The organism is Micromonospora citrea (assembly GCF_049629545.1).
GTDB classification, from domain to species: domain Bacteria; phylum Actinomycetota; class Actinomycetes; order Mycobacteriales; family Micromonosporaceae; genus Micromonospora; species Micromonospora citrea_A.
This window is the reverse complement of record NZ_JBNADX010000002.1, coordinates 199,693-223,010: the sequence shown is the minus strand read 5'-3', so window position 1 is coordinate 223,010 and position 23,318 is coordinate 199,693. Positions and strand designations below refer to the sequence as shown.

The 23,318-nt window shown below is 74.8% G+C and carries 26 protein-coding genes; 14 read left to right on the top strand and 12 right to left on the bottom strand.

Annotation, left to right across the window (positions count from 1 at the left end; genetic code table 11):
- Positions 1-42: 42 nt before the first annotated feature.
- Complete coding sequence (locus ACPFP2_RS03585; protein WP_424086040.1) at positions 43-762, top strand: Clp protease N-terminal domain-containing protein; 720 nt, start codon at positions 43-45, stop codon at positions 760-762.
- A 201-nt stretch (positions 763-963) separates the two neighbouring features.
- Complete coding sequence (locus ACPFP2_RS03580) at positions 964-1,479, top strand: hypothetical protein (protein WP_424086038.1); 516 nt, start codon at positions 964-966, stop codon at positions 1,477-1,479.
- Between the two features lie 60 nt (positions 1,480-1,539).
- Here ACPFP2_RS03580 and ACPFP2_RS03575 read toward each other — a convergent pair whose 3' ends face one another.
- Together ACPFP2_RS03575 and ACPFP2_RS03570 are read right to left on the bottom strand one after the other, a co-directional pair.
- Positions 1,540-2,058, bottom strand: coding sequence for a hypothetical protein (locus ACPFP2_RS03575; protein WP_424086036.1), 519 nt, complete (start codon positions 2,056-2,058; stop codon positions 1,540-1,542).
- A 110-nt stretch (positions 2,059-2,168) separates the two neighbouring features.
- Positions 2,169-2,369 (bottom strand): DNA repair protein, encoded by a 201-nt coding sequence (locus ACPFP2_RS03570; RefSeq protein ID WP_424086034.1) that lies wholly within the window; start codon positions 2,367-2,369, stop codon positions 2,169-2,171.
- 219 nt (positions 2,370-2,588) lie between these two features.
- On the opposite strand from ACPFP2_RS03570, the gene ACPFP2_RS03565 reads away from it, so the two are divergent.
- Together ACPFP2_RS03565 and ACPFP2_RS03560 are read left to right on the top strand one after the other, a co-directional pair.
- Entirely contained in the window at positions 2,589-3,254 is a 666-nt protein-coding gene (locus tag ACPFP2_RS03565; protein WP_424086032.1) for a GNAT family N-acetyltransferase, read from the top strand.
- A 363-nt stretch (positions 3,255-3,617) separates the two neighbouring features.
- The gene (locus ACPFP2_RS03560) at positions 3,618-3,974 is read left to right on the top strand and encodes an STAS domain-containing protein (RefSeq protein WP_424086030.1); all 357 of its coding nucleotides are present in this window, start codon (positions 3,618-3,620) and stop codon (positions 3,972-3,974) included.
- Positions 3,975-4,010: 36 nt separating this feature from the next.
- Here the strand turns inward: ACPFP2_RS03560 and ACPFP2_RS03555 are convergent, their stop codons facing one another.
- Positions 4,011-5,459, bottom strand: a complete 1,449-nt coding sequence (locus ACPFP2_RS03555) for a glycoside hydrolase family 3 protein (protein WP_424086029.1) — start codon at positions 5,457-5,459, stop codon at positions 4,011-4,013.
- 151 nt (positions 5,460-5,610) lie between these two features.
- Between ACPFP2_RS03555 and ACPFP2_RS03550 the strand changes: the two genes are divergently transcribed.
- Positions 5,611-6,786 (top strand): ROK family transcriptional regulator, encoded by a 1,176-nt coding sequence (locus ACPFP2_RS03550; RefSeq protein WP_424086026.1) that lies wholly within the window; start codon positions 5,611-5,613, stop codon positions 6,784-6,786.
- Positions 6,787-6,924: 138 nt separating this feature from the next.
- Here the strand turns inward: ACPFP2_RS03550 and ACPFP2_RS03545 are convergent, their stop codons facing one another.
- Both ACPFP2_RS03545 and ACPFP2_RS03540 read right to left on the bottom strand, forming a co-directional pair.
- Entirely contained in the window at positions 6,925-7,938 is a 1,014-nt protein-coding gene (locus ACPFP2_RS03545; RefSeq protein ID WP_424086024.1) for an ABC transporter permease, read from the bottom strand.
- A complete protein-coding gene (locus ACPFP2_RS03540) occupies positions 7,935-8,951 on the bottom strand; it encodes an ABC transporter ATP-binding protein (protein ID WP_424086022.1) in 1,017 nt (338 codons plus the stop codon). The genes ACPFP2_RS03545 and ACPFP2_RS03540 overlap by 4 nt, the downstream gene beginning before the upstream one ends.
- A gap of 132 nt (positions 8,952-9,083) precedes the next feature.
- Here ACPFP2_RS03540 and ACPFP2_RS03535 point away from each other — a divergent pair, with 132 nt between their 5' ends.
- Positions 9,084-9,926: an ABC transporter ATP-binding protein gene (locus ACPFP2_RS03535; RefSeq protein ID WP_424086020.1), complete on the top strand. Its 843-nt coding sequence runs from the start codon at positions 9,084-9,086 to the stop codon at positions 9,924-9,926.
- Positions 9,927-10,000: 74 nt separating this feature from the next.
- Entirely contained in the window at positions 10,001-10,903 is a 903-nt protein-coding gene (locus ACPFP2_RS03530; RefSeq protein WP_424086328.1) for a ribokinase, read from the top strand.
- A gap of 16 nt (positions 10,904-10,919) precedes the next feature.
- On the opposite strand, the gene ftrA is transcribed toward ACPFP2_RS03530, so the two are convergent.
- Positions 10,920-11,876, bottom strand: coding sequence for a transcriptional regulator FtrA (gene ftrA / locus ACPFP2_RS03525; protein WP_424086018.1), 957 nt, complete (start codon positions 11,874-11,876; stop codon positions 10,920-10,922).
- 72 nt (positions 11,877-11,948) lie between these two features.
- Between ftrA and ACPFP2_RS03520 the strand changes: the two genes are divergently transcribed.
- Complete coding sequence (locus ACPFP2_RS03520) at positions 11,949-12,407, top strand: rhodanese-like domain-containing protein (RefSeq protein ID WP_424086017.1); 459 nt, start codon at positions 11,949-11,951, stop codon at positions 12,405-12,407.
- 24 nt (positions 12,408-12,431) lie between these two features.
- Here the strand turns inward: ACPFP2_RS03520 and ACPFP2_RS03515 are convergent, their stop codons facing one another.
- Complete coding sequence (locus ACPFP2_RS03515) at positions 12,432-13,205, bottom strand: hypothetical protein (RefSeq protein WP_424086015.1); 774 nt, start codon at positions 13,203-13,205, stop codon at positions 12,432-12,434.
- A 132-nt stretch (positions 13,206-13,337) separates the two neighbouring features.
- On the opposite strand from ACPFP2_RS03515, the gene ACPFP2_RS03510 reads away from it, so the two are divergent.
- A complete protein-coding gene (locus tag ACPFP2_RS03510) occupies positions 13,338-14,825 on the top strand; it encodes an alpha/beta hydrolase (protein ID WP_424086013.1) in 1,488 nt (495 codons plus the stop codon).
- A gap of 92 nt (positions 14,826-14,917) precedes the next feature.
- On the opposite strand, the gene ACPFP2_RS03505 is transcribed toward ACPFP2_RS03510, so the two are convergent.
- The 3 genes from ACPFP2_RS03505 to ACPFP2_RS03495 form a co-directional block, all read right to left on the bottom strand.
- A complete protein-coding gene (locus ACPFP2_RS03505; protein ID WP_424086011.1) occupies positions 14,918-15,853 on the bottom strand; it encodes an alpha/beta hydrolase family protein in 936 nt (311 codons plus the stop codon).
- 94 nt (positions 15,854-15,947) lie between these two features.
- Positions 15,948-16,319, bottom strand: coding sequence for a hypothetical protein (locus tag ACPFP2_RS03500; protein WP_424086009.1), 372 nt, complete (start codon positions 16,317-16,319; stop codon positions 15,948-15,950).
- Entirely contained in the window at positions 16,316-16,798 is a 483-nt protein-coding gene (locus ACPFP2_RS03495; RefSeq protein ID WP_424086007.1) for a DUF6232 family protein, read from the bottom strand. The genes ACPFP2_RS03500 and ACPFP2_RS03495 overlap by 4 nt, the downstream gene beginning before the upstream one ends.
- A gap of 577 nt (positions 16,799-17,375) precedes the next feature.
- Here ACPFP2_RS03495 and ACPFP2_RS03490 point away from each other — a divergent pair.
- Positions 17,376-17,783 carry a nuclear transport factor 2 family protein gene (locus tag ACPFP2_RS03490; RefSeq protein ID WP_424086005.1) on the top strand — a complete coding sequence of 136 codons (408 nt, stop codon included), beginning with the start codon at positions 17,376-17,378 and terminating at the stop codon, positions 17,781-17,783.
- Here the strand turns inward: ACPFP2_RS03490 and ACPFP2_RS03485 are convergent.
- A complete protein-coding gene (locus ACPFP2_RS03485; RefSeq protein WP_424086003.1) occupies positions 17,729-18,277 on the bottom strand; it encodes a DUF6232 family protein in 549 nt (182 codons plus the stop codon). The two genes, ACPFP2_RS03490 and ACPFP2_RS03485, sit on opposite strands and share 55 nt — an antisense overlap.
- 99 nt (positions 18,278-18,376) lie before the next feature.
- Here ACPFP2_RS03485 and ACPFP2_RS03480 point away from each other — a divergent pair, with 99 nt between their 5' ends.
- The 4 genes from ACPFP2_RS03480 (at position 18,377) to ACPFP2_RS03465 (ending at position 22,844) form a co-directional block, all read left to right on the top strand.
- Positions 18,377-19,150, top strand: a complete 774-nt coding sequence (locus tag ACPFP2_RS03480; RefSeq protein WP_424086001.1) for an enoyl-CoA hydratase-related protein — start codon at positions 18,377-18,379, stop codon at positions 19,148-19,150.
- 119 nt (positions 19,151-19,269) lie between these two features.
- Positions 19,270-20,892, top strand: a complete 1,623-nt coding sequence (locus ACPFP2_RS03475) for an acetolactate synthase (protein ID WP_424085999.1) — start codon at positions 19,270-19,272, stop codon at positions 20,890-20,892.
- 168 nt (positions 20,893-21,060) lie between these two features.
- Positions 21,061-22,032 carry an ATP-binding cassette domain-containing protein gene (locus tag ACPFP2_RS03470; protein ID WP_424085997.1) on the top strand — a complete coding sequence of 324 codons (972 nt, stop codon included), beginning with the start codon at positions 21,061-21,063 and terminating at the stop codon, positions 22,030-22,032.
- The gene (locus tag ACPFP2_RS03465) at positions 22,029-22,844 is read left to right on the top strand and encodes an ABC transporter permease (RefSeq protein ID WP_424085995.1); all 816 of its coding nucleotides are present in this window, start codon (positions 22,029-22,031) and stop codon (positions 22,842-22,844) included. The genes ACPFP2_RS03470 and ACPFP2_RS03465 overlap by 4 nt, the downstream gene beginning before the upstream one ends.
- A 52-nt stretch (positions 22,845-22,896) precedes the next feature.
- Here the strand turns inward: ACPFP2_RS03465 and ACPFP2_RS03460 are convergent, their stop codons facing one another.
- Positions 22,897-23,307 carry a PLD nuclease N-terminal domain-containing protein gene (locus ACPFP2_RS03460; protein ID WP_424085993.1) on the bottom strand — a complete coding sequence of 137 codons (411 nt, stop codon included), beginning with the start codon at positions 23,305-23,307 and terminating at the stop codon, positions 22,897-22,899.
- Positions 23,308-23,318: the final 11 nt, after the last annotated feature.

Sequence of the window (23,318 nt, the reverse complement as noted above, 5' to 3'; positions counted from 1 at the left end):
CCAGTGGTTGACGACAGCTGTGCGTCAACTTATGGTTGACGCATGACGGAGCCCATCCAGATCGCCAATCCGGTACGCCTCGACGACCTGATCCAGGCGATCAAGAAAGCCCACACCGACGCCCTCGACCAGCTCACCGACGCGGTCATCGCCGCCGACCACCTGGGCGAGCTGGCCGACCACCTGATCGGCCACTTCGTCGACCAGGCCCGCCGCTCCGGCGCCTCGTGGACCGAGATCGGCAACAGCATGGGGGTCAGCAAGCAGGCCGCCCAGAAGCGTTCCGCCGCCAAGGCCGAGGCCGCCGCGACCCTCGACCCGTCCGCCGGCTTCAGCCGCTTCACCCCACGCGCCCGCAACGTGGTGATGGCCTCGCAGAACGAGGCCCGCAGCACCGGGCACGCCGAGATCCGCCCGGAGCACCTGGTGCTCGGGCTGCTCGCCGAGCCGGAGGCGCTCGCCGCGAAGGCCGTCGTCGAGGAGGGCGTGTCGCTGGACGACGTCCGGCAGGCGGCCACGGCGGCCCTGCCGCCGCCGGCCGAACGGGTGCCCGACCTGATCCCGTTCGACTCCCAGGGCAAGAAGGCGCTGGAGCTGACCTTCCGGGAGGCGCTGCGGCTCGGGCACAACTACGTCGGCACCGAGCACATCCTGCTCGCCCTGCTGGAACTGGAGGACGGCACAGGGGCGCTCTCCGGCCTGGGACTGGACAAGGCCGGGGTCGAGGAGCGCGTCGTCGCCGCCCTGGCGCTGTACAGGTGACCGGGGCGTGGGGTGGCGGCCCCTCCCAAAAAACTCGCCAACCACCCCCAGAGGGGGGGGGGGACCTTTTTAACCTCTTCGACCGGAGGCTTGAACCAAACCCCACGGGCGGGGGGGGCGCCCCCCCCGCACCGGGGAGCCCTCCGGGCCCGGACGCCGGCAGAGTCGCAGGTGGACCTGGACCGACGTCAGGAGCTACCGATGCAGACGACCCTTGATGCGCCCCGCTGGGCCCGCTGGGCGGCGTACGCCGTACCCCTGCTGGTGCTGCCCTCCGGGATCTGGCGCCTCGCGCTCGGCGCGGGCGTGCCGGTGGGGTTCACCGGCGAGCTGGGCCGGCTCTACGCCGCTCCCGGCTGGATCACCCCGTACGTCGTCGCGCTCACCGTGGTGGCCGAGGCGGCGGCGCTGCTGACCCTCGGGCTGGTGCGGCCGTGGGGCGAGGTGGTGCCGGCCGGGGTGCCCCGCTTCGGCGGGCGACCCTTGCCGACCTGGTGCGTGGTGGGTGCGGCGGCGCTCGGCGTCGCCGCGCTCACCGCGATCGCCGTGCCCACCGTGGCGCTGTGGAACGGCCCGGAGAACATGGGCGACCCGGACGCTCCGCAGGGGATCGCCGGCGTGGTCATGACGGCCTGCTACGCCCCGATGCTCGCCTGGCCGCCGCTGCTCGCGGCCGTCACGGTGGCGTACTGGCGGCGTCGCCGGGCCGCTCGGTGACCGCCGTCGGTGGTCGGGGCGCGGCACGGGGGCGCGTCCCGGCCACCGACGGGGCCCGGGTCAGGCGTCGGTGGGGAAGCCGTACCGGCCGGCGTGCTCGGGGTCGGCCGGGTCGATCTGCCGGATGCCGGCGTCCGCGAGTCGCTTGTTCACCTCGTCGAGCCGCTCGCGGACCAGTCGGGCCTCCTCCTCGGTGACCCGGCCCCGGTGCGGCTTGCCGGCGTGCTCGATGGTGCCGTAGTCCACCTTCTCCGCGCTCTTGCGGGCCTTCGGCGGCCGGACCCGCTCGGCGGTCCGCAACAGCTGGGCCATCGGCACGTCGGTGGCCATCGCGTCGAACTCGCTCGCGGTCAGCACCACCCGGCGCGGCTCGCCGCCGCCGTGCCGGTCGTGGATCTCCACCACGGCGACGTCCAGCGCCGCGTCGTCGATGCTCTCCACCTCGAGGCCGGTGGCGTCCAGTTGCACGGGCCCGGCCACCAGGTCAGGGTGCTCCAGGACGACGACCTTGACCACCTCGTCGTCGGGTTGCAGCACCGTGCCGCTGAAGTCGGAGACGTGGATCGTCTTCTTGCCCATGCGCGGAGTGTCTCCTGTCGTAGGCCGAGTTTCGGACCAGAAGACGCTACCCGACAGGTGTGCGAACACCCCGGCTGGACGGCCCGGGTGTGTCGTCGGTTGCTCCCGGATCAGCGGGTGTTGAGGCCCCGGCGCGAGGAGGCGCCGGCCGGCAGGCTGTTCAGGGCGCTCCAGGAGAGCGCGGCGTCGGCCCCGCGTCCGGTCCGGGCCTCGCGGTACGGCGGCTGGGCGGGGAACCGTCCGGCGGCCTCCGCCGCCTGCCACGCCCGCTCGCTGTCCTGCTGGTACCGGTCATTCGGCTGCATCGGCATGACCATTACCGTCCCAAAGAAAGTTGTACATGTATGGAAATCGATATGACGCCCGATCGATGGCGGTGGTTCCGGCGTAGCGGTGCTCCTCGGTACGGGTTACCCGCTGAGCCGGGTGGCGAACCGGCGTACGCCCCTCGGAACGGCGGGCCGCGCTGGCCGGTGCGGCGTACCGTGATCACGGTTGGTCGTACCCGAACGGGGTGAGGGAGGTCTGCGGTGCTCGACCGCCGGCTCCACCTGCACCTGGTCACCTGGCTGGGCCAGTGGCCGGCCGGCCCCGGCCTGCACGTGGTGGGTTCCCGCCGGCGGGCGAGGCCGGCGTGGGACGGCCGGCTCCGCCCGGCGATCGGCGTGCGCGCCCCCTCCGGCGACACGGTGCTCTCGGTGCCCCCGGAACGGGTCGAGGCGATCCGCGCGCTGGCCCGTGGCCCGCGGGCCGGTCTCCTCGCGGCGCTGCCCGCCGCGGTCGGCCAGCCGGGCTGGGCCGTGCACCAGGACACCTTCCGGTGGAGCGTCGCCCCGGCCCCGCTGCCCGAGGTGGGGCAGTGGTGCGCGCCCACCGATCCCGCCCTCCCTTCCTGGCTGCGCCTGTTCGACCGGGAGGTCCTGGTGGTCCGCGACGACGACGGTGGCTACCTCGCCGGGGTGGGGATCAAGCGGCACGACGCGCACGGCCACGAACTGGCGGTCGGCACGGTGCCGGCGGCGCGCGGCCGGGGACTGGCCCGGCGGTTGGTCGCCCAGGCGGCCCGCCGGGTGCTCGACGAGGGGGCAGTGCCGACGTACCGCCACGATCCGGGCAATCGCGCCTCGGCGCGGGTCGCCGACGCGGCCGGATTTCCGGATCGGGGCTGGGAGTCGTTCGGCGTCTATCCGCCGTGACCGGCGGGCGGGGTGCGCATGCCGCGCCGGCAGTCGGCCCGCCGACGGCAGGGCGCGGACCGTGGATTCCGGGCCGAATCCACGGTCCGCAGCCTTCCCCCAGGTCCCTCCGTGAGCCGGCGTCCCGCCGGCTGGTCCCGTGATGGTCACGCTACGTACGGATCGGCGGCCGAGCAAGAGACGATCGACTGGTTAGGACTGTCCGGTAGTGGACTTGAGCTGCGACGCAAGTCATGACGTTGCCGCCGGGCCGTGGTGACGGAGCGTGCGCATCGCTGTCGAGGGCGGCGGTGCGCCGGATCGGTGCAACGTCCGCGCGAGTATCGTCGGGCGGCAACGACGACTTCTCGGCGGGGAGCGGGCATGCGGGTGGACGTGCGGAGCGAGGCGGGCGGGCGGGTCGTCCTCCGCCCGGTCGGCGAGGTCGACATGTCCACCGCCGCCGCCCTGGACCGGGCCGTGGACGCCGCCCTCGACCGCCCGGAGACGGTGCAGGTGGTGGTCGACCTCGCCGAGGTGCCCTTCCTCGACTCGACCGGGCTGGCGGCCCTGTTGCGTGGCGCCGCCGAGGCGGTGGGCCGGGGCGCCGCCCTCCGGGTGGTCGATCCGCAGCCCGTGGTCGCCCGGGTCCTGCGGATCACCGCCGTCGACACGCTCCTCGGCCTCGCCCCCGGTCGCCAGGCGCGGCCCGGGTCCGACCCGGACGCCACCGCCGCGTAGGGACGCCCGCCACGTCGGCGGTGGCGGGCCGGAGGGTCAGGCCAGGCCGAGCGCCTCGGCCGCCGCCCGGCCGTTGGCGTGGCTCGCGCCGAAGGTGGTGACGAAGGCGCGTACGCCGGTCGGCCGCCACTGTCCCGGCCAGCCCATCTCGACCACCGTCACCGGGTACGCCGCCGCCAGCGCGTCGACCAGCGTGGTGCCCCCGGGCAGCCGGTGCAGGTGCCGGCCGACCAGCACGATGGGTCGTCCCGCGGCGAGCCGGCCCAGCTCCGCCGGCTCGATCTCGCCGGCCACCACACGGACCTCCTCCAGGCCGGCCAGGTGCGGGCCCAGCCCCCACGGCACCCGGCCCTCGGCGATGGTGGAGGCGGCGTGCACCTGCACCACCAGCGGCCGGCCCAGGCACGTCACATCCCCCTCGACCCGGACCGCCCGCCGCGCGGCGGCGTACCCGAGGTCGGCGGGGGTCGCGCCGGCGGCGCCGGCGGCCCGGGTCCAGGCGGCGAGCGCGGCGGCGCGGCCGGCGGCCTCCTCCACCCGGGCCCGCTCCAGCCGGCCGTCCTCGATCGCCGTCACGATCTCGGCGGCCACGTGCTCGACCAGCGCGGCGTCGACCTTCGCGCCGACGCAGAGCAGGTCCGCCCCGGCCGCCAGGGCGAGCACGGCGGCCGGGGCGACCCCGCCGGCGGCGAGCGCGGCACCCTTCATCTCCAGCGCGTCGGTGATCACCGTGCCGGTGAAGCCGTACTCGCGGCGGAGCAGGTCGACCAGGACGGCCCGGCTGAACGTGGCCGGCCCGTCGCCGGTGAGCTCCGGCACCCGGATGTGCGCGGTCATGATCGCCCGGACCCCGGCGGTGATCACCGCGGCGAAGGGCGGCAGGTCCCGCTCGCGCAGCACGGCCGGCGCAGCGTCCACGGTGGGCAGTTCGTGGTGCGAGTCGGCGACGGTGGCGCCGTGGCCGGGAAAGTGCTTGGCGCAGGCGGCGACACCGGTCGACTGGAGGCCCTCGACGGCGGCGGCGGAGTGCGTGGCGACCCGGGCCGGGTCCGCGCCGAAGGAACGGGTGCCGATCACCGGGTTCTCGTCGGCGGTGTTCACGTCGACGGTGGGCGCGAGGTCCACGGTGACGCCGAGGGCGGCCAGCTCCGCCCCGATGGCCGCGTAGACCTGCCGGGTGAGCGTGGGGTCGTCGACCGCGCCGAGCGCGGCGTTGCCCGGGTACGGGCTGCCGGTGGCGTGCGCCAGCCGGGTGACGTCGCCGCCCTCCTCGTCGATGGCGACCAGCACGTCGGCCCGGCCGGCCCGCAGCGCGGCGGTGCTCGCCGCCAGCTGGGCCGGGTCGTGGACGTTGGTGCCGAAGAGGGTGTGCCCGGCCAGCCCGTCGGCGACCAGCTCGACGGCCCAGTCCGGGGGCACCGGCCCCGGGTACGCGGCGAGCAACGTGCCCAGCGCGAGCCGGCGCAGTCCTGGATCCAGCCCCACGTGATTCCCCCTTCGGTGCCGGACGGCACGAGTGTCGCACCGCGGTCGCCGGGTCGTCCGAGTTCCGCGGTACGGGGCGGCCGATACGCTACGGGCACCCGTCTGCAGGTCGATTCGGTTAGCAAAGTTTACGGAAGTTAGAGGACGTGGCATGAGTGCGACCCGGCTGCCCGGCACCCCCCGCCTGTTGCGGGCGCTCAACGACCGAGCGGCCCTGGAGCTGTTGCTGGAGCGTGGCCCGCTCACCCGGGCCCGGATCGGCGAGCTGACCGGCCTGTCCAAGGTCACCGCCTCGCAGCTGGTGGAACGGCTGGAGGAGCGCGGGCTGGTCGCCCGGGTCGGTGAGCAGGCCGGCGGGCGGGGCCCGAACGCCCAGCTCTACGCGGTCCGGCCGGGCAGCGCGTACGTGGTCGGGGTGGACGTCGGCGCGGAGCGGGTGGTCGCCGCCTGCGCGGACATCACCGGCGCGGTCGTCGGCCGGGTCGAGCAGTCCACCCGGGACACCGACGACCCGGTCGGCGTGGTGCACAACGCCGTGGTGCGGGCGGCCAGCAGCGCCGGGGCGGAGCTGTCCAGCGTCCGCCGGGTGGTGCTCGGCACCCCCGGCCTGGTGGACCCGGCCACCGGCGACATCACCTTCGCGTTCAACCTGCCCCGCTGGCACCGGGGTCTGCTCGCCGCGCTCCGTGAGGACCTGCACACCCCGGTCGTCTTCGAGAACGACGTCAACCTGGCGGCGGTGGCCGAGGCGCAGTCCGGCGCGGCCCGGGGGCTGACGGACTTCGTCCTGGTCTGGGTGGGCGCCGGCGTCGGTCTGGCGATCGTGCTGGGTGGGCGGCTGCACCACGGCAGCAGCGGCGCGGCCGGCGAGATCGGCTACCTGCCGGTGCCCGGCGTGCCCATCCCGCGTGACGTCTCGCGCCGGGCCAAGCCGGCGTTCCAGCAGCTCGCCGGGGCGGACGCGGTCCGGGCGGTGGCCCGCGAGCACGGCTTCGACGCCGCCGACGCGGCCGGCGCCGTGCGCGCCGCCATCGCCGCCGGGACCGAGGGTGGCCCGGTGCTCGACGAACTGGCCCGCCGGCTGGCCCTCGGTGTGGCCAGCACCTGCGTGGTGCTGGACCCGCCGCTGGTGGTGCTCGCCGGGGAGGTCGGGCAGGCCGGCGGCGCGGCGCTGGCCGAGCGGGTGCAGCACGAGGTGGCCGCGATCACCCTGGTCCGGCCCCGGGTGGTGGCCACCGGGCTGACCGAGGAGCCGATCCTGCACGGTGCGCTGCGCACCGCGCTGGACGCCGTCCGGGACGAGGTGTTCGGGTCCACCGTCGGCTGACACCCGTCGCCACCGGTCACCCGCCATGTGAAGGAATTCTTCACCACCGACCGGGACACGGCAAGATCCTGCCGTCGTCCGGGTCGGTGGTCGCCGCCGCGCCGTGCCGCGGCGACGGACGCCGCGGCACGGCGGGCGTCAGATCAGGTCCCGGCGACGGAACACGGCGAACGCCGACACGGTCACCGCGCCGACCAGCGCGAGCAGCACCACCAGCGCCGGCACCCAGGTGATCGTGTAACTGCCGGTGCAGAGACCGAACCCCGGACCGTCCGAGCAGACCACGTCGTCGTACAGCTCGACCCGGCCGGTCAGCCAGGCGCCCACGTACGTCGAGAGCATCAGCTGGTCCACCCGGGCCACGTCGAGGATCTCGAAGACCACCCGGGCCCCCAGCTCCCACACCACCGCGTACGCGGCCACCGCGCCCAGCGCCGCCGAGGTGTGCCGGCCCAACGTCGCGATGCCGAAGCCGAGCGCGGAGGCGAGCAGCACCAGCGCCACACCACGCCCCCAGATCGCCCCCAGGTTCTGCCAGAACGGGCCGTCCATCTGGCCCGGCAGCCCGGCGGTCTGCCCGATCACCCAGAAGGTGCCCAGGTAGACGACGGTGGCGGCCACCGACAACACGGCCACCACGCCGGTCAGCGCGCCCAGCTTGGTGCCGAGCACGGTCAGCCGGCGCGGCCGCCACAGCAACAGGTTGACCACCCCGCCGGAGGTGATGTCGGCCCCGATGTACGAGGCGCCGACCAGGAAGCCGAACAGCAGCAGGAAGGCGATCAGGAAGTAGAGCAGCGGCTCCGCCTGCTGCCCGAAGACGAAGACCCCGGACAGGTAGTCGGCGACCACCGGCAGGCGCTCCTGCAGCGCCGGATCCAGCTCGCTGCAGTCGGCCGGGACGTACCCGGCCTCGTCGAGCGGGATCTCACCGGCCTTGATCCGCAGGCAGCGCTGGTGCTCGACCTCCAGGCCGCGGATCGCCTCGGCGACCTGCGCCCGGGCTGCGGCGACCTCACTCGCCGACGGCTGGTGCGACCCGAGCACGGTGGTCACCGTGGTGACGACGAACGCGAACCCCAGCAGCACCACCATCAGCTGCACGAAACGGCGAGCGAGCAGCCGCTCCACCTCGGCGCGGACCAGCTTCACGCGTCCACCCCCCGGCCTGCGGTCGCGTCCAGGTCGATCATCGGTTCGGGCCCCTCCCCGGGCAGGGTGGGCCCGCCCACCTGCCTCGGCAGCGTCGGATGCGGTGCGGTCTGAGTGAGCTCCAGGAAGACGCTCTCCAGGTCGGGCCGGATCGGGGTCAGCTCGCGGACCCACAGCCCCTGCTCGCCGAGGGTCCGGCTGATCAGCTCGGGCTCCTGCGCGCCGCCGACCACCAGCAGTCCCTCGTGGTCGGTGACCGACAGGCCCGCCTCCCGCAGCAGCGCGGCGGCCCGCTCCGGCTCGGCCACGCCCACCTGCCACTCGTGCTGGTCGAAGCCGGCCAGCACCTCGTCGACCCGACCGGCCGCCACCCGCCGGCCGCTCGCGATGATCGTCACGTGGTCGCAGATCAGCTGGATCTCCGCCAGGATGTGGCTGGAGATCAGCACGGTCACCCCGGACGCGGCCAGCGACCGGACCAGGTCGCGCATCTCCCGGATGCCGGCCGGGTCCAGCCCGTTCGCCGGCTCGTCGAGGATCAGCAGCTGCGGATCCTTGAGCAGGGCCGAGGCGACCGCGAGGCGCTGCTTCATGCCGAGCGAGTACCCCTTGACCCGGTCGTCGCCCCGCTCGCGCAGGCCGACCTGCTCCAGCACCTCGTCCACCCGGCTGGTCGGCACCCCGCCGGCCACGGCGAGCAGCCGCAGCGTCCGGTGACCGGTGAAGTTGCCGAAGAACTGCGGGCTCTCCACGATCGCGCCCACCCGGCCGGCCACCCGGGCCAGCTCCTCGGGGGCCGGGACACCGAACACGCTCATCCGGCCGTCGTCCGGGCGGACCAGGCCGAGCAGGGCACGCAGGGTGGTCGTCTTGCCGGAGCCGTTGGGGCCGAGGAAGCCGTGCACCTGGCCCGCCTCGACCACCATGTCGAAGCCGTCCACCGCCACCCGACGTCCCCGGCGCAGACTGTGGAACGTCTTGCGCAGCCCCTCGATCTCGATGACCGCGCTCATCGGCGGCCCCTGAGCAGGTGATCGGACATGGTCGTCCTCCGGGATGTGGTGACCAACGACACGGCGCCCCACCCTAAGGCGGCGGACCCGCCCGTGGGGGGCACCTCGCGGGCTGCGTGGTTGGATGGAGCGGTGACTGGTGACCTGATCCCCGGCGCCGCCGGCGCCCCCGCCGCCCCCTCTCCCGTGGACGCGGATCTGGTGGTCAGCCTCGACGGTGTCGGCGTCCTGCGCTCCGGCACCGCGCTGCTGCACGACGTGGACTGGCGGGTCGAGCTGGACGAGCGCTGGGTCGTCCTCGGCCCCAACGGCGCCGGCAAGACCACCCTGCTCAACCTGGCCGCCGGTCAACTGCACCCGAGCACCGGCACCGCCCACGTCCTCGGTGAGCGGATCGGCCGTACCGACGTCAACGAGCTGCGGACGCGGATCGGCCTGTCCACCGCCGCCCTGGCCGAGCGGCTGCCCGCCGAGGAGAAGGTCGGCGACGTGGTGGTCACCGCCGCCTGGTCGGTGGTGGGTCGCTGGCGGGAGAGCTACGACCGCACCGACGAGGCCCGCGCCCGCACCCTGCTCGGGCAACTCGGCATCGCCCACCTCGCCGACCGCGCGTACGGCACCCTCTCCGAGGGCGAGCGCAAGCGGGTGCAGATCGCCCGCGCGCTGATGACCGACCCCGAGCTGCTGCTGCTCGACGAGCCGGCCGCCGGGCTCGACCTGGGCGGTCGGGAGGACCTCGTCGCCCGGCTCGCCGAGCTGGCGTACGACCCGGACGCCCCCGCCCTGGTGCTGGTCACCCACCACGTCGAGGAGATCCCGCCCGGCTTCACCCACGCGCTGCTGCTGCGCGACGGGGGCGTCGTCGCGCAGGGACTGCTCGCCGAGACGCTCACCGGGGACAACCTCTCCAAGACCTTCGGCCTGCCGCTGCTCGTCGAGCGGCACGGCGAGCGGTACACCGCCCGGGCGGCCTGAGCCGCGCGGCCCGCCCCCCCCGCGGGCAGGCCCTAGACTCGCGGCGACATGCAGGTCGGGGCAGGAGGTTCGTGGTGCGGCAGACCCGGGTCGTCGTGGTGGGCAGCGCGAACATGGACCTCGTCGGGACCGGCCCGACGCTGCCCCGGCCGGGGGAGACCGTCCTCGGCAGCGACTTCGTGATGGTGCCCGGCGGCAAGGGCGCCAACCAGGCGATCGCCGCGGCCCGCGCGGGCGCCTCCTGCGCCTTCCTCGGCGCGCTCGGCTCGGACGCCTTCGGGGTGACCCTGCGGGCGCGGATCACCGCCGCCGGGGTGGACACCGGGCAGCTGCGGGTGGTCTACGGCGCCTCCGGCGTCGCGCTGGTCATGGTCAACACCGACGGGGAGAACGCGATCCTGGTGACCCCGGGAGCCAACGCCTCCTTCCTCGGCCTCACCGACAGCGAGCTGGACGCCGTACGCCAGGCGGACGTGCTGGTCGCGCAGGTGGAGATCCCGTTGGAGACGGTGACCGCGGCGGCGGTCGCCGCCCGCAGGGCCGGCACCCGGGTGATCCTCAACGCGGCGCCGGCCCGGCCACTGCCGGACGAGCTGCTGGCCGCGGTGGACCTGCTGGTGGTCAACGAGACCGAGGCGCAGGCGCTCACCGGCCGGGGCCGCGACGAGCCGGAGGCGCTGCTGGAGCTGGTGCCCCGCGCGGTGCTCACCCTCGGCGGCGAGGGCGCCTGGTACGTCGACCGCGACGGCGTCCGCACGCACGTGCCCGCGGTCAAGGTCGACGTGGTCGACTCCACGGCGGCCGGCGACGCCTTCACGGCCGCGCTGGCCGTGGCCTGGGGCGAGGGTCGCGAGGTGCGCGACGCGGTGCGCTGGGCGGCGGCGGCCGGTGCGGCCTGCGTCCGCAGGCTCGGCGCCTCCGTGGCGTTGCCGCACCGGGCGGAGATCGACGCGCTGTACGCCCCGTCCGCCGGCTGAGCGCCCACCCCTGGGGTCAGCCCGCCCGGGGGAAGGCCCGCCGGTACGCCGACGGCGAGGTGCGCATCGCCCGGGTGAAGTGGTGCCGGTAGGTGACCACGCTGTCGAACCCGACCGACCGGGCGACCTCGGCCACCGGCAGCGCGGTCGACTCCAGCAGCGCCAGGCTGGCCCGTACCCGCTGGTCGATCAGCCAGCGGATCGGGCTGGTCCCGGTGGCCCGGGCGAACTGCCGCAGATAGGTGCGGGGTGACATGTGCGCCTGACGGGCCAGCCGCTGCACGGTCAGCGGCTCGGCGAGGTGGGCCAGCGCCCAGTCCACGCTGCGGGCGATCCGGTCGTCGTCCGGGTCGGCCGGCACCGGGGCCTCGATGAACTGCGCCTGCCCGCCGTCGCGGTGCGGCGGGACGACCAGCCGCCGGGCCACCGCGTTGGCGATCGCCGCGCCGAAGTCACGCCGGACGACGTGCACGCACAGGTCCAGGCCGGCGGCGCTGCCCGCGCTGGTCAGGATGTCGCCGTCGTCGAGGTAGAGCACGTCCGCGTCGACCTCGACGCGCCGGTGGCGGCGGGCCAGCAGGTCGGCGTATCGCCAGTGGGTGGTGGCCCGCCGGCCGTCGAGCAGCCCGGCGCCGGCGAGCGCGAACGCCCCGGAGCAGATCGACATGATCCGGGCGCCGGCGGCGTGCGCCCGACGCAGCGCGGCGACCAGTTCGGGTGACGGGTCGGCGGTCACGTCCGACACCCCCGGGACGACCACCGTCGCGGCCCGGGCCAGCACGTCCAGCCCGTACGGGGTGTGCAGGGCGGCCCCGCCGACCAGCGGCACCGGACCCGGCCGTTCCGCGCAGACGGTGAGCGAATACCAGTCGACGTCGAACTCGGGCCGGGGCAGCCCGAACACCTCGGTGACGATGCCGGTCTCGAAGACCGACATCCCCGGGTACGCCAGCACCGTCACCGTCCGGTCCATGGCGGGATGTTAACGGAGATCGGCGTTCCCGCCACTGCCGCTGCCGGCGTCGTACGGCCGACGATGACTGGCATGTCGTACACCCTCGCCGTGCCGCCGGCCGACCCGGCGGTCGCCGTCGCCCACTTCCGCAACCGGCTCTGCTTCGAGACCGACGTCAGTGACGTGCACGCCGACCTGCTCGCCGGGGTGCCCGGCCTGGTGGTGGTGGACTCCCGGGGCCCGGACGCCTGGCGGCAGGGACACCTGCCCGGCGCGGTGCACCTGCCCACCGCCGAGATCGCCGCCCGCGCCGCCGCCCTGGTGCCGCGCGGCTCGCTGGTGGTCACCTACTGCTGGGGGCCGGGCTGCAACGGCGCCACCCGGGCGGCGCTGGAGTTCGCCCGGCTCGGCTATCCGGTCAAGGAGATGCTGGGCGGCTTCGAGTACTGGGTTCGCGAAGGGTTGCCGGTACGCACGGCGGCAGGGGAGACCCGCCGACCGGTGGACGAGCTGACCGCCCCCCGGACGTCGGTGACCTGCGACTGCTGACGCGGGCGAGCGGGCCGACCGGGGTCACTCGGCGGGCTCGTCGTCGGAGAGCCGCTCGCCACGGCGGCGCAGCATGCCGAGCCCGGGGATGCCGGCGACGGCGAGCTTGAGGTCGCGGGTGACGTCGAGCAGGTCGTGCAGGTCCGGCCCGACCCGGTCCAGGGTGGCCAGGATCGGCAGGATGTCCGAGGTCAGGTGCTGCTTGAGCTTGGGCAGCTCGTCGACCAGCCGGATCGCCGCCGCCACCTCCTCGTGGCTCAGCTCGGCCACGAACCGGTTCGCCATCGGCGCGCCCCGCCGCAGCGCCGGCTCGTACGCGGTCAGCAGTTCGGCGGCCGTGGCGGCCGACTCCTCCGCCGCCGCCAGGGTGCGCCCGGCCCGGCCGGCGACGGACTCCGCCTCGGCGACCACCGCACCGGCGGCACGCGCCACCCGGTCCGCCTCGCCGACCACCACGGCCGCCGTGCCGGAGACCTGCTCGGCCTCGCCCACCACCACGGCTGCCGCCGTGGCGACCTCGGTGGCCGTCTCGATCGCGGTCGTCGCCGCGGCGCTGATCACCGCGACCTCCCGTACCGCCGCCTCGGCGTCGGTGAGCACCCGGTCGGTCCGGTCCAGGGTGCCCTCGATGCGGTCCACCACCCCGTTGATCCGGTGCAGCAGGGCTTCCACCCCGTCCAGGACGGCGAACGCGCGGGCCGGGACGGCGGCGAACGAGGCGGCCGAGCCGAGCGCCTGGTCGAGGGCGGAGCGGGTGAGGCCGACGACGGCGGTCGGGCGGGGCAGCGGAATGGCCATGCCACCAGTGTGCGTCGCCCCGGCCAGCAGCGCCGGGTGGGGACGGGGCGGGCCTGGTCACGCTCCGCGCCCACCGGCAGGGCGCGGAGCGGACGCTGCGGGACGGCGGGACCGGCCGGTACCGTACCCGGCATGTCGGTCCGCCCCTCCGGCGTCGCCCCGGCCACCCGCCGGACCGTCCTGCTCACGCTGCTGGCAGTGCTGGCCGTCCTCCTCGGCGCGGTCGGGCTGGTCCGCGCCGGCGCGGGGTCGACCACCCGGCAGGTCACCGTCGACGGGGTGCCGTTGACCGAGGTCCGCGCCGGGCCGGCCGAGGGCCGACGGCCGGGCGTGGTGATCGCCCACGGTTTCGCCGGGTCGGCCCGGCTGATGCGCCCGCTCGCCGACACGGTGGCGCGGCAGGGCGCCGTCGCCCTGCTGCTCGACTTCGCCGGGCACGGCGCCAACCCGGCCCGGTTGCCCGGCGCGGGACAGGACGCCACCGACTCGCGGGCCGCCCTGGCGCGTGACCTGGACGTCGCCGTCGCCCACCTGCGTACCCTGCCCGACGTCGACCCGGCCCGGATCGTCCTGGTCGGACACTCGATGGGCGCCGGCGCGGTCACCCGCTACGCCGCCGACCGTCCCGACATCGCCCGCACCGTCGCCATCTCGCTGCCTGACGGCGACGACCTGCCCGACGGCCGTCCGGAGGGGCTGCTGCTGATCGTCGGCGGCGCGGAGTTCCCCGGCTTCCGGGACACCGCCGAGGCCACCGCCCGCCGGGGTGACCCGGCCGGTCGTCGGCTGGTCGTCGTACCGGGGGTCGAGCACATCTCGGTGCTCTTCGCCGGTCGTACCCACCGGGAGGTCGCGGCCTGGGTCGGTGGTGGCGGGGTGCCACCGCGGCCCGTCGCCCGGCCGGCGTCCGCCGGGTTGCTGCTGCTCGGCGCGGGGCTCGGCTTCGTCCCGCTGGTGGGCCTGCTGCTCGGCCGGCGGCGGCCGTCACCGCTGCGACCGGTGCCGCCGACGCCGGTGGTGGCGGCGGTCGCCGTCGGGGTCGGCGTGGGCGTCGCGGCGCTCGCCCCGACCGCCCGGCTCCCGCTCGCGGTGGGCGGGTACGTCACCGGTTTCCTGCTGGTCACCGGCGGGCTGCTGGTGGCCGCTGCCCGTCGGTGGCCGCTGCCCGGCCCGGCCGCGGCGCCGGTCGGCCACCGCCGCGACGCCCGCTCCGTGGTGGCGGGTGTCCTGTTGACCGGGTACGCGGTCTGCGCCGTCGCCGTGCCGATCCATCTCGGGCTGACCTCGGCCCTGCCGGTGGGCGCCCGGTGGTGGCTGCTGCCCCTGGTGGCCGCCGGCTGCCTGACCTTCCTGGCCGGCGCGGAACTGGTCACCGGCGGGCGGAGTTGGCGGTACGCGGCCGTCGGCGCGAGCGCCGTGCTGGCGCTGACCGGGGCGGCCGTGGTGGGGCTGGCGCCCGGGTTCGTGCTGCTGGTGGTGCCGCTCTTCGCGGTGCTGGTCGCCTGGCAGGCGGCCTGGGCGGCGGTGCTGCGCCGGGCCGGTGCGCCCCGGTGGCTGCCGGCCCTGGTGGGCGCGGTGCTGCTGGCCTGGCCGGTCGCCACCACGCTGCCGTTGACCTGACCTGACCGGCGCGTCGTCGCCCACCGCCCGGGTCGTCCCGAAGCGACCCGCCGGGCCGGCCGGCGTCGGAACCGACGCCGGCCGGTGCGGGCTCAGCGCACGCCCTCGAAGCTGACCTGCGGGTCGGTCTGCGCCGGCGTGCCCCAGACCGCGTCGTCGTAGCCGGTGTTCCCGGCGAGGTAGAGCAGGAACCACTCGGTGAGCAGCCGCTTGCTGATCGGCAGTTGGGCCGCCCGGGTGATGCCGCCGCTGTCGCAGAAGAACGAGCCGCTGTCCATGAAGCCGCAGTGGAAGCCGCCCTTGATGATCCGCAGCTGCTTGGTCGGCGGCTTCGCCGTGTAGATCGGCCGCTGGTGGTCGGTGACCCCGGCGATGGTGTCGCGGTCACCGGCGATCAGCCGGACCGGCAGGGTGAGCGTCGCGGCGGCCGCCTTCGCCGACGGGTTGGTCTCCGCCGCGGCCAGGTTGGCCACCGCGTCGACCTGCGGGTTGCGCGCCGCCGCGAGGAGGCTGGCCCCGCCGCCCATGGAGTGCCCGGAGAGCCCGAGCCGGTCGGTGCGGACGTGCCCGGCGAACCGTGACCCGGCTGTGCCGTCCTGGGTGACCGCCCAGGTCAGTGCAGCGTTGAGGTCGTCGGCGAAGGCGCTGTGGTTGGGGGAGAGGCCACCCTGCGAGGTGGGGGCGAGCACGATGAAACCCCACGAGGCGAGGTGGCCCAGGGTCGAGTAGTACTTCGACACGCTCTGGAAGAAGCCGTGGCCGAACGCGATCGCCGGGAACCGGCCCGCGGCAACCGGCTGCCCGCTGCCCGCCGTGGTGGCCGGGTAGTAGATCCGGGCGGAGAACGAGCGGCCGGACGCGCTGACCGTGGTGTCGACGTACCCGGCGGCGTAGGCCCCGGGCCCGGACGGATCGGCGGCGCTCGTCACCCCGGTCGCGGTGGCCGGCGGCGGCGTCGCGGCGGCGGCGGTGCCGGGCAGCACCAGAGCGAGGGCCGCCGCGACGGCGACGGCGGATCTTCTCCACATGACAGCCTCCCCATATCGATGGATCCCACTGTCCATCGAGGAGAGCACCTAATTGGCGCGCTGCCAACAACTCGCTTCGTCAATAACACGCGGGTTATGCCCGGCTGCGGGCCACCCGCCACGCCCACCACATCAGCGGGACCTGCAACGGCAGCCGGCCGTACGCGACGGCTCGTTGCGCCGTGCCCTTGTCCCGCCAGTCCGCCGCCATCTTGACGTTCGCCGGGAACACCGCGGCGAACAGGGCCGCCGCGGCCAGGGCGCCGTGGCGCCGGGTGGCCGGATGGGCGACCGCCGCCGCCACCGCCAGCTCCGCGACCCCGCTGGCGTACGTCCAGAAGCGGGCCGACCCGGGCAGCGAGCGCGGCACGATCGGGTCGTAGAAGCGGGGCTTGACGAAGTGGGTGACGCCGGCGGTGGCGAGCAGCCCGGCCAGGGCGGCGGCCTCGCCGCGACGGTGGGTCATCGGGGTTCTCCCTGCTGTTCGACGGCGCGCTGCACGGCCCGGTAGATCTGCCCGAACCGTAGCGCGTCCGGCGTGCGCACCAGCATCACCTCCGCGCCGTGGTGCTGCACCCACAGCTCGTGCACCCGGTTGCCGCGCTCGTAGGAGCGGTCCAGCCAGCCCAGCGGCAGCTCCAGGAACGGGATCAGCGCCAACGCCGCCACGGCGCAGGCGGCCAGGACGACCAGCGCCAGCTTCCAGTCGCCCCGGTCCTGCGCCGAGTAGACCAGTGACACCACGCAGACCAGCGCCACCAGAGGCGGCAGGGAGAGCAGCAGAACCAGCACGCCCCGGCCCAGCACCCGGCCCCGGACGGCCATCGTCGTCGCCCCCCGCGCGTGCCAGACGTACGTCACGTCCGCGATCCGTACGGTGTGCCCGCCGGCCCGGATCGACTCGGAGGTCACCTGCACCGCGTCGTCCCGGTAATAGAGGGTCATCACTAAGCCTAACCATCCGGAGGCAACTCCGCCCCCTCTCGGCGGGTTGCCCCGGCGTCGGCGCTCGGGGTCGGCGCTCGGGGTCGACGCTCGAGTCCGGCTTGGGTCGAGGCCCGGGTCGCGCTGGGGCCGACGCCAGGGTCGGGCGCGGGGCCGACGTCCGGGTCGGCACCGCCGCGTGCGCCGGTGTGTCCCCGCACGCCTCCGCGTGCGGCCTGGGGGAGCGGATGTGGTGGTCGGACGCTACAGACCTGATGGCACAGATGGATCAGGCGGTGCAGCGGCCGGTGCCGTTCCCCGGGCGGCCCGGTGCCGGTCCCTCAAGGGGACCGATGCCGGTCGCCCAAGAGGGCCGGTGCCGTTTCCCCAAGGCGGGTCGAACGGGCGATCCACCTGTGCGATCAGGTCTGTAGCGTCCGACCAGCCGCCAGCCGCCAGCCGCCAGCCTGAACTCGGTGACGGCCCTCATCCGCCGTCGTCGGCCAGGCCCGGGTCGCCGGGGCTGCGGGCAACGTGGGTTGCGGCCGGCGTGGGTTGCGGGCGGCGTGGGCTGCGGGCGGGGCCTAGCATCGGCGGCATGGGGGACGGCGAAGGGGAGCGCAACGTCGAGACGGTCCGCCGGTACCTGCGGACCTTCGTCACCAAGGACCTGGCCGAACTGGCCGCGGTGGTCGCCGAGGACGTCGAGATCTACGGCTCGGGTACGGCGGTCCGGGGCCGGCACTTCGTCGAGCGGGCGGTCTCCTCGCCCGGACTGACCGTCCTCGACCAGGAGATCGTCGAACTCTTCGCGGCCGATGACCGGGTGGTGGTGTCGTTCGCGCAGACCTACCGGTACGACGCCACCGGCGCGACCACGGTGCAGAGCGGCTGCAAGATGTACCGGCTGGCCGGTGGCCGGATCGTCCAGTTCTGGGGCGAGCAGGACACCTACGGCCTGCTGCGCGGGCTGGGGCTGCTGCCCGACGAGCCGATCCCCTTCTGAGCCGACGGTGGCCGGGTCGCCGAGGCGGGCGCCGGCACCGGCCGGCGGTTCTCCATGGCCCGCTGCACCGCCCGGTAGATCTGCCCGAAGCGCAGCGCGTCCCCGGTGCGCAGCAGCAGGACGGGCCGCCCGCGCCAGCGGGCCCACATCTCCCACTCCCGGCTGCCCCGCGCGTACGAGCGGTCGAGGAACTCGAGGAGGAAGTCGGCGAGCGGGCCGACGGCGAGCCCGACCAGGACCGAGGCGCCCACGATGGCGAGGGTGACGGTGGGGCTGCGGTGCAGCCAGACGGCGAGCCCGATGCCGAGCGCGGCGGCGACCAGCGGCCCGGCCAGCGCCGCGCCGAGCGCGCCGCGACCGGCGAGCACCCGCCAGGAACGGCCGCCCCGGCGGTGCCACACCATGCCGATCTCGGCCAGCGGCACGCTGCGCCCGTCGATCCGCAGGACGGTGGAGGTGACCTGCACCGACCTGTCGTCGTAGTACGTGATCATCCCTGGACTCCCGGCAGCGGGGCGGACACCTCGACTATGTACCCCAACGAGCCCGCCCGTAAGGTTGGCACGCGACTTCGACGAGGAAGTGAGGGCAGCGTGAGCGAGTTCGTGCGGCTGGAGACCAGGGACGGCATCGGCACCATCCGGCTGGAGCGGCCGCCGATGAACGCGCTCAACACCCAGGTGCAGGAGGAGTTGCGCGCCGCGGCGGCGGCGGCCACCGCCGACCCGGGCGTCCGCGCCGTGATCGTGTACGGCGGCGAGAAGGTCTTCGCGGCCGGCGCGGACATCAAGGAGATGGCCGACATGTCCTACGTGGACATGGCGGAGCGGGCCGCCGACCTGTCCAGCGCGCTCGGCGCGATCGCGCGTATCCCCAAGCCGGTCGTCGCGGCGATCACCGGGTACGCCCTCGGCGGCGGCTGCGAGCTGGCGCTGGCCTGCGACTGGCGGATCGTGGCCGAGGACGCCAAGCTCGGCCAGCCGGAGATCAAGCTGGGCATCATCCCCGGCGCGGGGGGCACCCAGCGGCTGGCCCGTCTGGTCGGCCCGGCCCGCGCCAAGGACCTGATCATGTCGGGGCGGATGGTCGACGCGCAGGAGGCGCTGCGGATCGGCCTGGCCGACCGGGTGGTCCCGGCGGCCGAGGTCTACGCCGCGGCGGTCGAGCTGGTGACGCCGTTCCTGACCGGCCCGGTGCAGGCGCTGCGCGCGGCCAAGCTGGCGGTCGACGGCGGCCTGGAGATGGACCTCAACTCCGGTCTGGCCTGGGAGAGCCAGCTCTTCGCGGCGCTCTTCGCGACCGACGACCGGCGCGAGGGCATGGCCGCGTTCGTGGCGAAGCGCAAGCCGGACTTCACCGGCCGCTGACCTCGGTGGGGCCGGTGACCTCGGGGTCGCCGGCCCCACCCCGTCGAGCCGAGAAGTGTTCACATCCCGCGTACCGGCCAGTAGCGTGTGACTCCGCATCTGTGACGAGGGGAGCGGCGATGACGGAACGGGTCGAGGGCCACGGCGGAGAGCTGGCGCTGGCGGCGCTGCGCGCGCACGGCGTACGGGAGATGTTCACCCTCTCCGGCGGGCACGTCTTCCCGCTCTACGACGCCGCCCACCGCAACGACTTCCCGATCTACGACGTCCGCCACGAGCAGTCCGCGGTCTTCGCCGCCGAGGCGGTCGCCAAGCTCCAGCGGCGCCCCGGCCTCGCCGTGCTCACCGCCGGACCTGGCGTGACCAATGGCATCTCCGGCCTGACCAGCGCGTACTTCAACGCATCCCCGGTGCTGGTGCTGGGCGGCAGGGCGCCGCAGTTCCGTTGGGGCTCGGGCAGCCTGCAGGAGATGGACCACCTGCCGCTGGTCGCCCCGGTGACCAAGCACGCCGAGACGGTGTTCAGCGCCGACGACATCCCGCGCGCGGTCACCGCCGCCCTGACCGCCGCGCTGACCCCGCACCGCGGCCCGGTCTTCCTCGACTTCCCGCTGGAGGCGGTCTTCTCCGTCGGCGACGCCGACCTGCCCCCGGTGACGCCGGTGGCTCCGATCGAGGCCGACCCGGACGAGGTCGCCCGGGCCGCCGCCCTGATCGCCGGGGCGAGCCGGCCGGTCGTCATCGCCGGCTCGGACGTGTACGCCGGTGACGCCGTCGACGCGCTGCGCGCCGCCGCCGAGTCCCTCCAGGTGCCGGTCTTCACCAACGGCATGGGCCGTGGCGCGCTGCCGCCGGAGCACCCGCTCGCCTTCGCCAAGGCCCGCCGGGTCGCCCTCAAGGGGGCCGACGTCGTCGTGGTGGTCGGCACCCCGCTGGACTTCCGGCTCGGTTTCGGCGACTTCGGCGACGCCGAGGTGGTGCACGTCGTCGACGCCCCCGGCCAGCGCGCCGGGCACGTCCAGCCGGCCGCCAGTCCCGCCGGTGACCTGCGGCTGATCCTGACCGCGTTCGCCGAGTACGGCGGCGACCGGGCCGACCACGCCGACTGGGTGGCCGAGCTGCGTACCGCCGAGGACGCGGCGAAGGCCCGCGACGCGGCCGAGATGGCCGCCGAGACCGACCCGATCCGCCCGGCCCGGGTCTACGGCGAGCTGCGCCGGGTGCTGGCCGCCGACGCGATCACCATCGGCGACGGCGGTGACTTCGTCTCGTACGCCGGGAAGTACCTGGAGCCGGCGCAGCCCGGCACCTGGCTGGACCCGGGCCCGTACGGCTGCCTCGGCACCGGCATGGGCTACGCGATGGGGGCCCGGGTCACCCACCCGGACCGGCAGATCTGCGTGCTGATGGGCGACGGCGCGGCCGGCTTCTCGCTGATGGACGTGGAGTCCCTGGTCCGGCAGCAGCTGCCGGTCGTCATCGTGGTCGGCAACAACGGCATCTGGGGCCTGGAGAAGCACCCGATGCGCGCCATGTACGGCTACGACGTCGCCGCCGACCTCCAGCCGGAACTGCGCTACGACAAGGTGGTCGAGGCGCTCGGCGGCGCGGGCGAGACGGTGGCGAAGGCCGCCGACCTCGGCCCGGCCCTGGCCCGCGCCTTCGACGCCGGGGTGCCGTACCTGGTCAACGTGCTGACCGACCCGGCGGACGCGTACCCCCGTTCGTCGAACCTGGCCTGAGCCGCACGGCCGCGCCGCCGTCGCCGGGGTGACCGGCGGCGGCGGTTCGGCCCGTGGCATAAATCAACGGAATCCTGGCGTCGGCCGTCGTAACGTCAGCCGAGTGCCGACGGAGTGTCACACCCGTCGGGCACGGTGTGACCGACCAGCGACGACAGGAGTTTCCGCATGACCCACGCGATCCGCGCCGAGGGGTTGGTGCGCCGGTTCGGCGACACCACCGCCCTGGCCGGGGTCGACCTGGCGGTCCCCACCGGGACGGTGTTCGGCCTGCTCGGGCCGAACGGCGCCGGCAAGACGACCACGGTACGGGTGCTCGCCACCCTGCTCACCGCCGACGAGGGGCACGCCACCGTCGGCGGGTACGACGTGCGCCGCGACCCGCACCGGGTGCGCCAGCTCATCGGCCTCACCGGCCAGTACGCCTCGGTCGACGAGACCCTCACCGGCACGGAGAACCTGCTGCTCATCGGCCGCCTGCTCGGGCTGGGCCGGGCCGAGGCACGGGCCCGCGCGGCCGAGCTGCTCGCCGACTTCCACCTCGACGACGCGGCCGGCCGGGCTGCGAAGACCTACTCCGGCGGGATGCGCCGCCGCCTCGACCTGGCGGCCAGCCTGGTGGGGCGGCCGCAGGTGCTCTTCCTCGACGAGCCGACCACCGGTCTCGACCCGCGCAGCCGCAACGAACTGTGGGACATCGTGCGCAACCTGGTCGCCGACGGGGTGACCGTGCTGCTCACCACCCAGTACCTGGAGGAGGCCGACCAGCTCGCCGGCGAGATCGCCGTGGTCGACCACGGCCGGGTGATCGCCCAGGGCACCCCGGAGGAGCTGAAGGCGAAGACCGGCGGGCAGGTGCTCGCCGTCCGGCCGGTCGACGCGGCCGACGTGTCGACCGTGGTGGCCGTCGCCGGCGAGGTCGCCGGCACCGTCCCCGAGGTCGCCCAGAACACCGTCACCGTGCCGGTGAACGACCCGGGTGCGCTGCCCGCCGTGGTCCGCCGCCTCGACGACGCCGGTGTCGCGGTGGCCGAGCTGGCACTGCGCGGCTCCAGCCTGGACGAGGTCTTCCTCTCCCTCACCGGCCACCGGGCCGAGGACGACGCCCCCGCCGACGCGCTCGAGAGGACCCCGGCATGACCGCCGCCACCGCCACCGCGACCGCCCCGCTCGCCCCGGCCCGGCGTCTCGGCGTCGTCGCCGGCCTGCGGCACACCCTGACCCTGGCCTGGCGCAGCCTGGTGCAGATCAAGCACAACCCGATGGAGCTGCTCGACCTGAGCATCCAGCCGGTGATGTTCGTGCTGCTCTTCACGTACGTCTTCGGCACCGCGATCTCCGGCTCGCCGGGGGAGTACCTCACCTTCGCGCTGCCCGGGATCATCGTGCAGAACGCCTTCTTCGCCACGATGACCACCGGGTTCGGGCTCAACAACGACCTCACCAAGGGCGTCTTCGACCGGCTGCGGGCCCTGCCGATCGCCCGCTGGGCGCCGCTGGCCGGGCGGATCCTCGCCGACACGGTCAAGCAGGCCTGGTCGGTGTCGCTGCTGGTCTCCGTCGGCGCGATCCTCGGCTTCCGGCTGGGCAACGGGCTGCCGGGCCTGCTCGGCGCGTTCGCGCTCCTGTTGGCCTTCTCCCTGGCCGCGGCCTGGATCTCGGTGCTGGTCGGGGTGCTGGTGGACGAGCCCGACAAGGTGCAGATCTTCGGTTTCATGGTGATCTTCCCGCTCACCTTCACCAGCAACGTCTTCGTGCCGACCGACCGGATGCCGGGCTGGCTGCAGAACTGGGTGGAGATCAACCCGGTCACCATCCTGGCCGACGCGCTGCGTGGCCTGCTGGTCGGCGGTCCGGTCGCCGGTCCCGCCCTCCAGTCGGTGCTCTGGGCGGTCGGGATCGCCGCGGTGTTCGCCCCGCTGGCGGTGCGGGCGCTGCGGCGTCGGGTGTGATCCGGAGGGCCGGGGCGGCACGCCGCTCGCCCCGGCCGGCGTGTCCGGGGTCCTAGGTCTGGGGGCGGTCGTCCTCGCGGGGCGGTTCGTCCTCGCGGCGGCGCAGGTCGTCCTCGCGCCGGCGCAGGTCCTCCTCCCAGCGGCGGAACAGGTCCGCGTCCTCGCGGTGGGACTGCTCGGCGATGGACTTGAGGAATTCCGGGTCGTCGTCCGGTGCGACGGGACGCTTGACCCGTCCGCCCCCGCCCCGGGTGGGGGCCGGACCGGCGGGTGCCGCGGGCGCCGGGCGGCCGGCGAGGAACCAGGCGATCGACCCGATCAGCGGGAAGACCAGGATGATCAGCACCCAGGCGAAGCGGGGCAGCGCCCGGATCCGCTCCTCATCGGCGGAGAGGCAGCTGATCAGCGCGATGACCGCGAGGACGATCTGGATCAGGAAGAGCAGGATGGACAGCCGGGCCATGCCCCCATGAT

Coding starts and splice junctions, on each gene's coding strand:
- ACPFP2_RS03585 (WP_424086040.1), top strand. CDS start 43: ATGACGGAGCCCATCCAGATCGCCAATCCGGTACGCCTCGACGACCTG.
- ACPFP2_RS03580 (WP_424086038.1), top strand. CDS start 964: ATGCAGACGACCCTTGATGCGCCCCGCTGGGCCCGCTGGGCGGCGTAC.
- ACPFP2_RS03575 (WP_424086036.1), bottom strand. CDS start 2,058: ATGGGCAAGAAGACGATCCACGTCTCCGACTTCAGCGGCACGGTGCTG.
- ACPFP2_RS03570 (WP_424086034.1), bottom strand. CDS start 2,369: ATGCCGATGCAGCCGAATGACCGGTACCAGCAGGACAGCGAGCGGGCG.
- ACPFP2_RS03560 (WP_424086030.1), top strand. CDS start 3,618: ATGCGGGTGGACGTGCGGAGCGAGGCGGGCGGGCGGGTCGTCCTCCGC.
- ACPFP2_RS03550 (WP_424086026.1), top strand. CDS start 5,611: ATGAGTGCGACCCGGCTGCCCGGCACCCCCCGCCTGTTGCGGGCGCTC.
- ACPFP2_RS03540 (WP_424086022.1), bottom strand. CDS start 8,951: ATGAGCGCGGTCATCGAGATCGAGGGGCTGCGCAAGACGTTCCACAGT.
- ftrA (WP_424086018.1), bottom strand. CDS start 11,876: ATGGACCGGACGGTGACGGTGCTGGCGTACCCGGGGATGTCGGTCTTC.
- ACPFP2_RS03520 (WP_424086017.1), top strand. CDS start 11,949: ATGTCGTACACCCTCGCCGTGCCGCCGGCCGACCCGGCGGTCGCCGTC.
- ACPFP2_RS03515 (WP_424086015.1), bottom strand. CDS start 13,205: ATGGCCATTCCGCTGCCCCGCCCGACCGCCGTCGTCGGCCTCACCCGC.
- ACPFP2_RS03510 (WP_424086013.1), top strand. CDS start 13,338: ATGTCGGTCCGCCCCTCCGGCGTCGCCCCGGCCACCCGCCGGACCGTC.
- ACPFP2_RS03505 (WP_424086011.1), bottom strand. CDS start 15,853: ATGTGGAGAAGATCCGCCGTCGCCGTCGCGGCGGCCCTCGCTCTGGTG.
- ACPFP2_RS03500 (WP_424086009.1), bottom strand. CDS start 16,319: ATGACCCACCGTCGCGGCGAGGCCGCCGCCCTGGCCGGGCTGCTCGCC.
- ACPFP2_RS03495 (WP_424086007.1), bottom strand. CDS start 16,798: ATGACCCTCTATTACCGGGACGACGCGGTGCAGGTGACCTCCGAGTCG.
- ACPFP2_RS03490 (WP_424086005.1), top strand. CDS start 17,376: ATGGGGGACGGCGAAGGGGAGCGCAACGTCGAGACGGTCCGCCGGTAC.
- ACPFP2_RS03485 (WP_424086003.1), bottom strand. CDS start 18,277: ATGATCACGTACTACGACGACAGGTCGGTGCAGGTCACCTCCACCGTC.
- ACPFP2_RS03475 (WP_424085999.1), top strand. CDS start 19,270: ATGACGGAACGGGTCGAGGGCCACGGCGGAGAGCTGGCGCTGGCGGCG.
- ACPFP2_RS03470 (WP_424085997.1), top strand. CDS start 21,061: ATGACCCACGCGATCCGCGCCGAGGGGTTGGTGCGCCGGTTCGGCGAC.
- ACPFP2_RS03465 (WP_424085995.1), top strand. CDS start 22,029: ATGACCGCCGCCACCGCCACCGCGACCGCCCCGCTCGCCCCGGCCCGG.
- ACPFP2_RS03460 (WP_424085993.1), bottom strand. CDS start 23,307: ATGGCCCGGCTGTCCATCCTGCTCTTCCTGATCCAGATCGTCCTCGCG.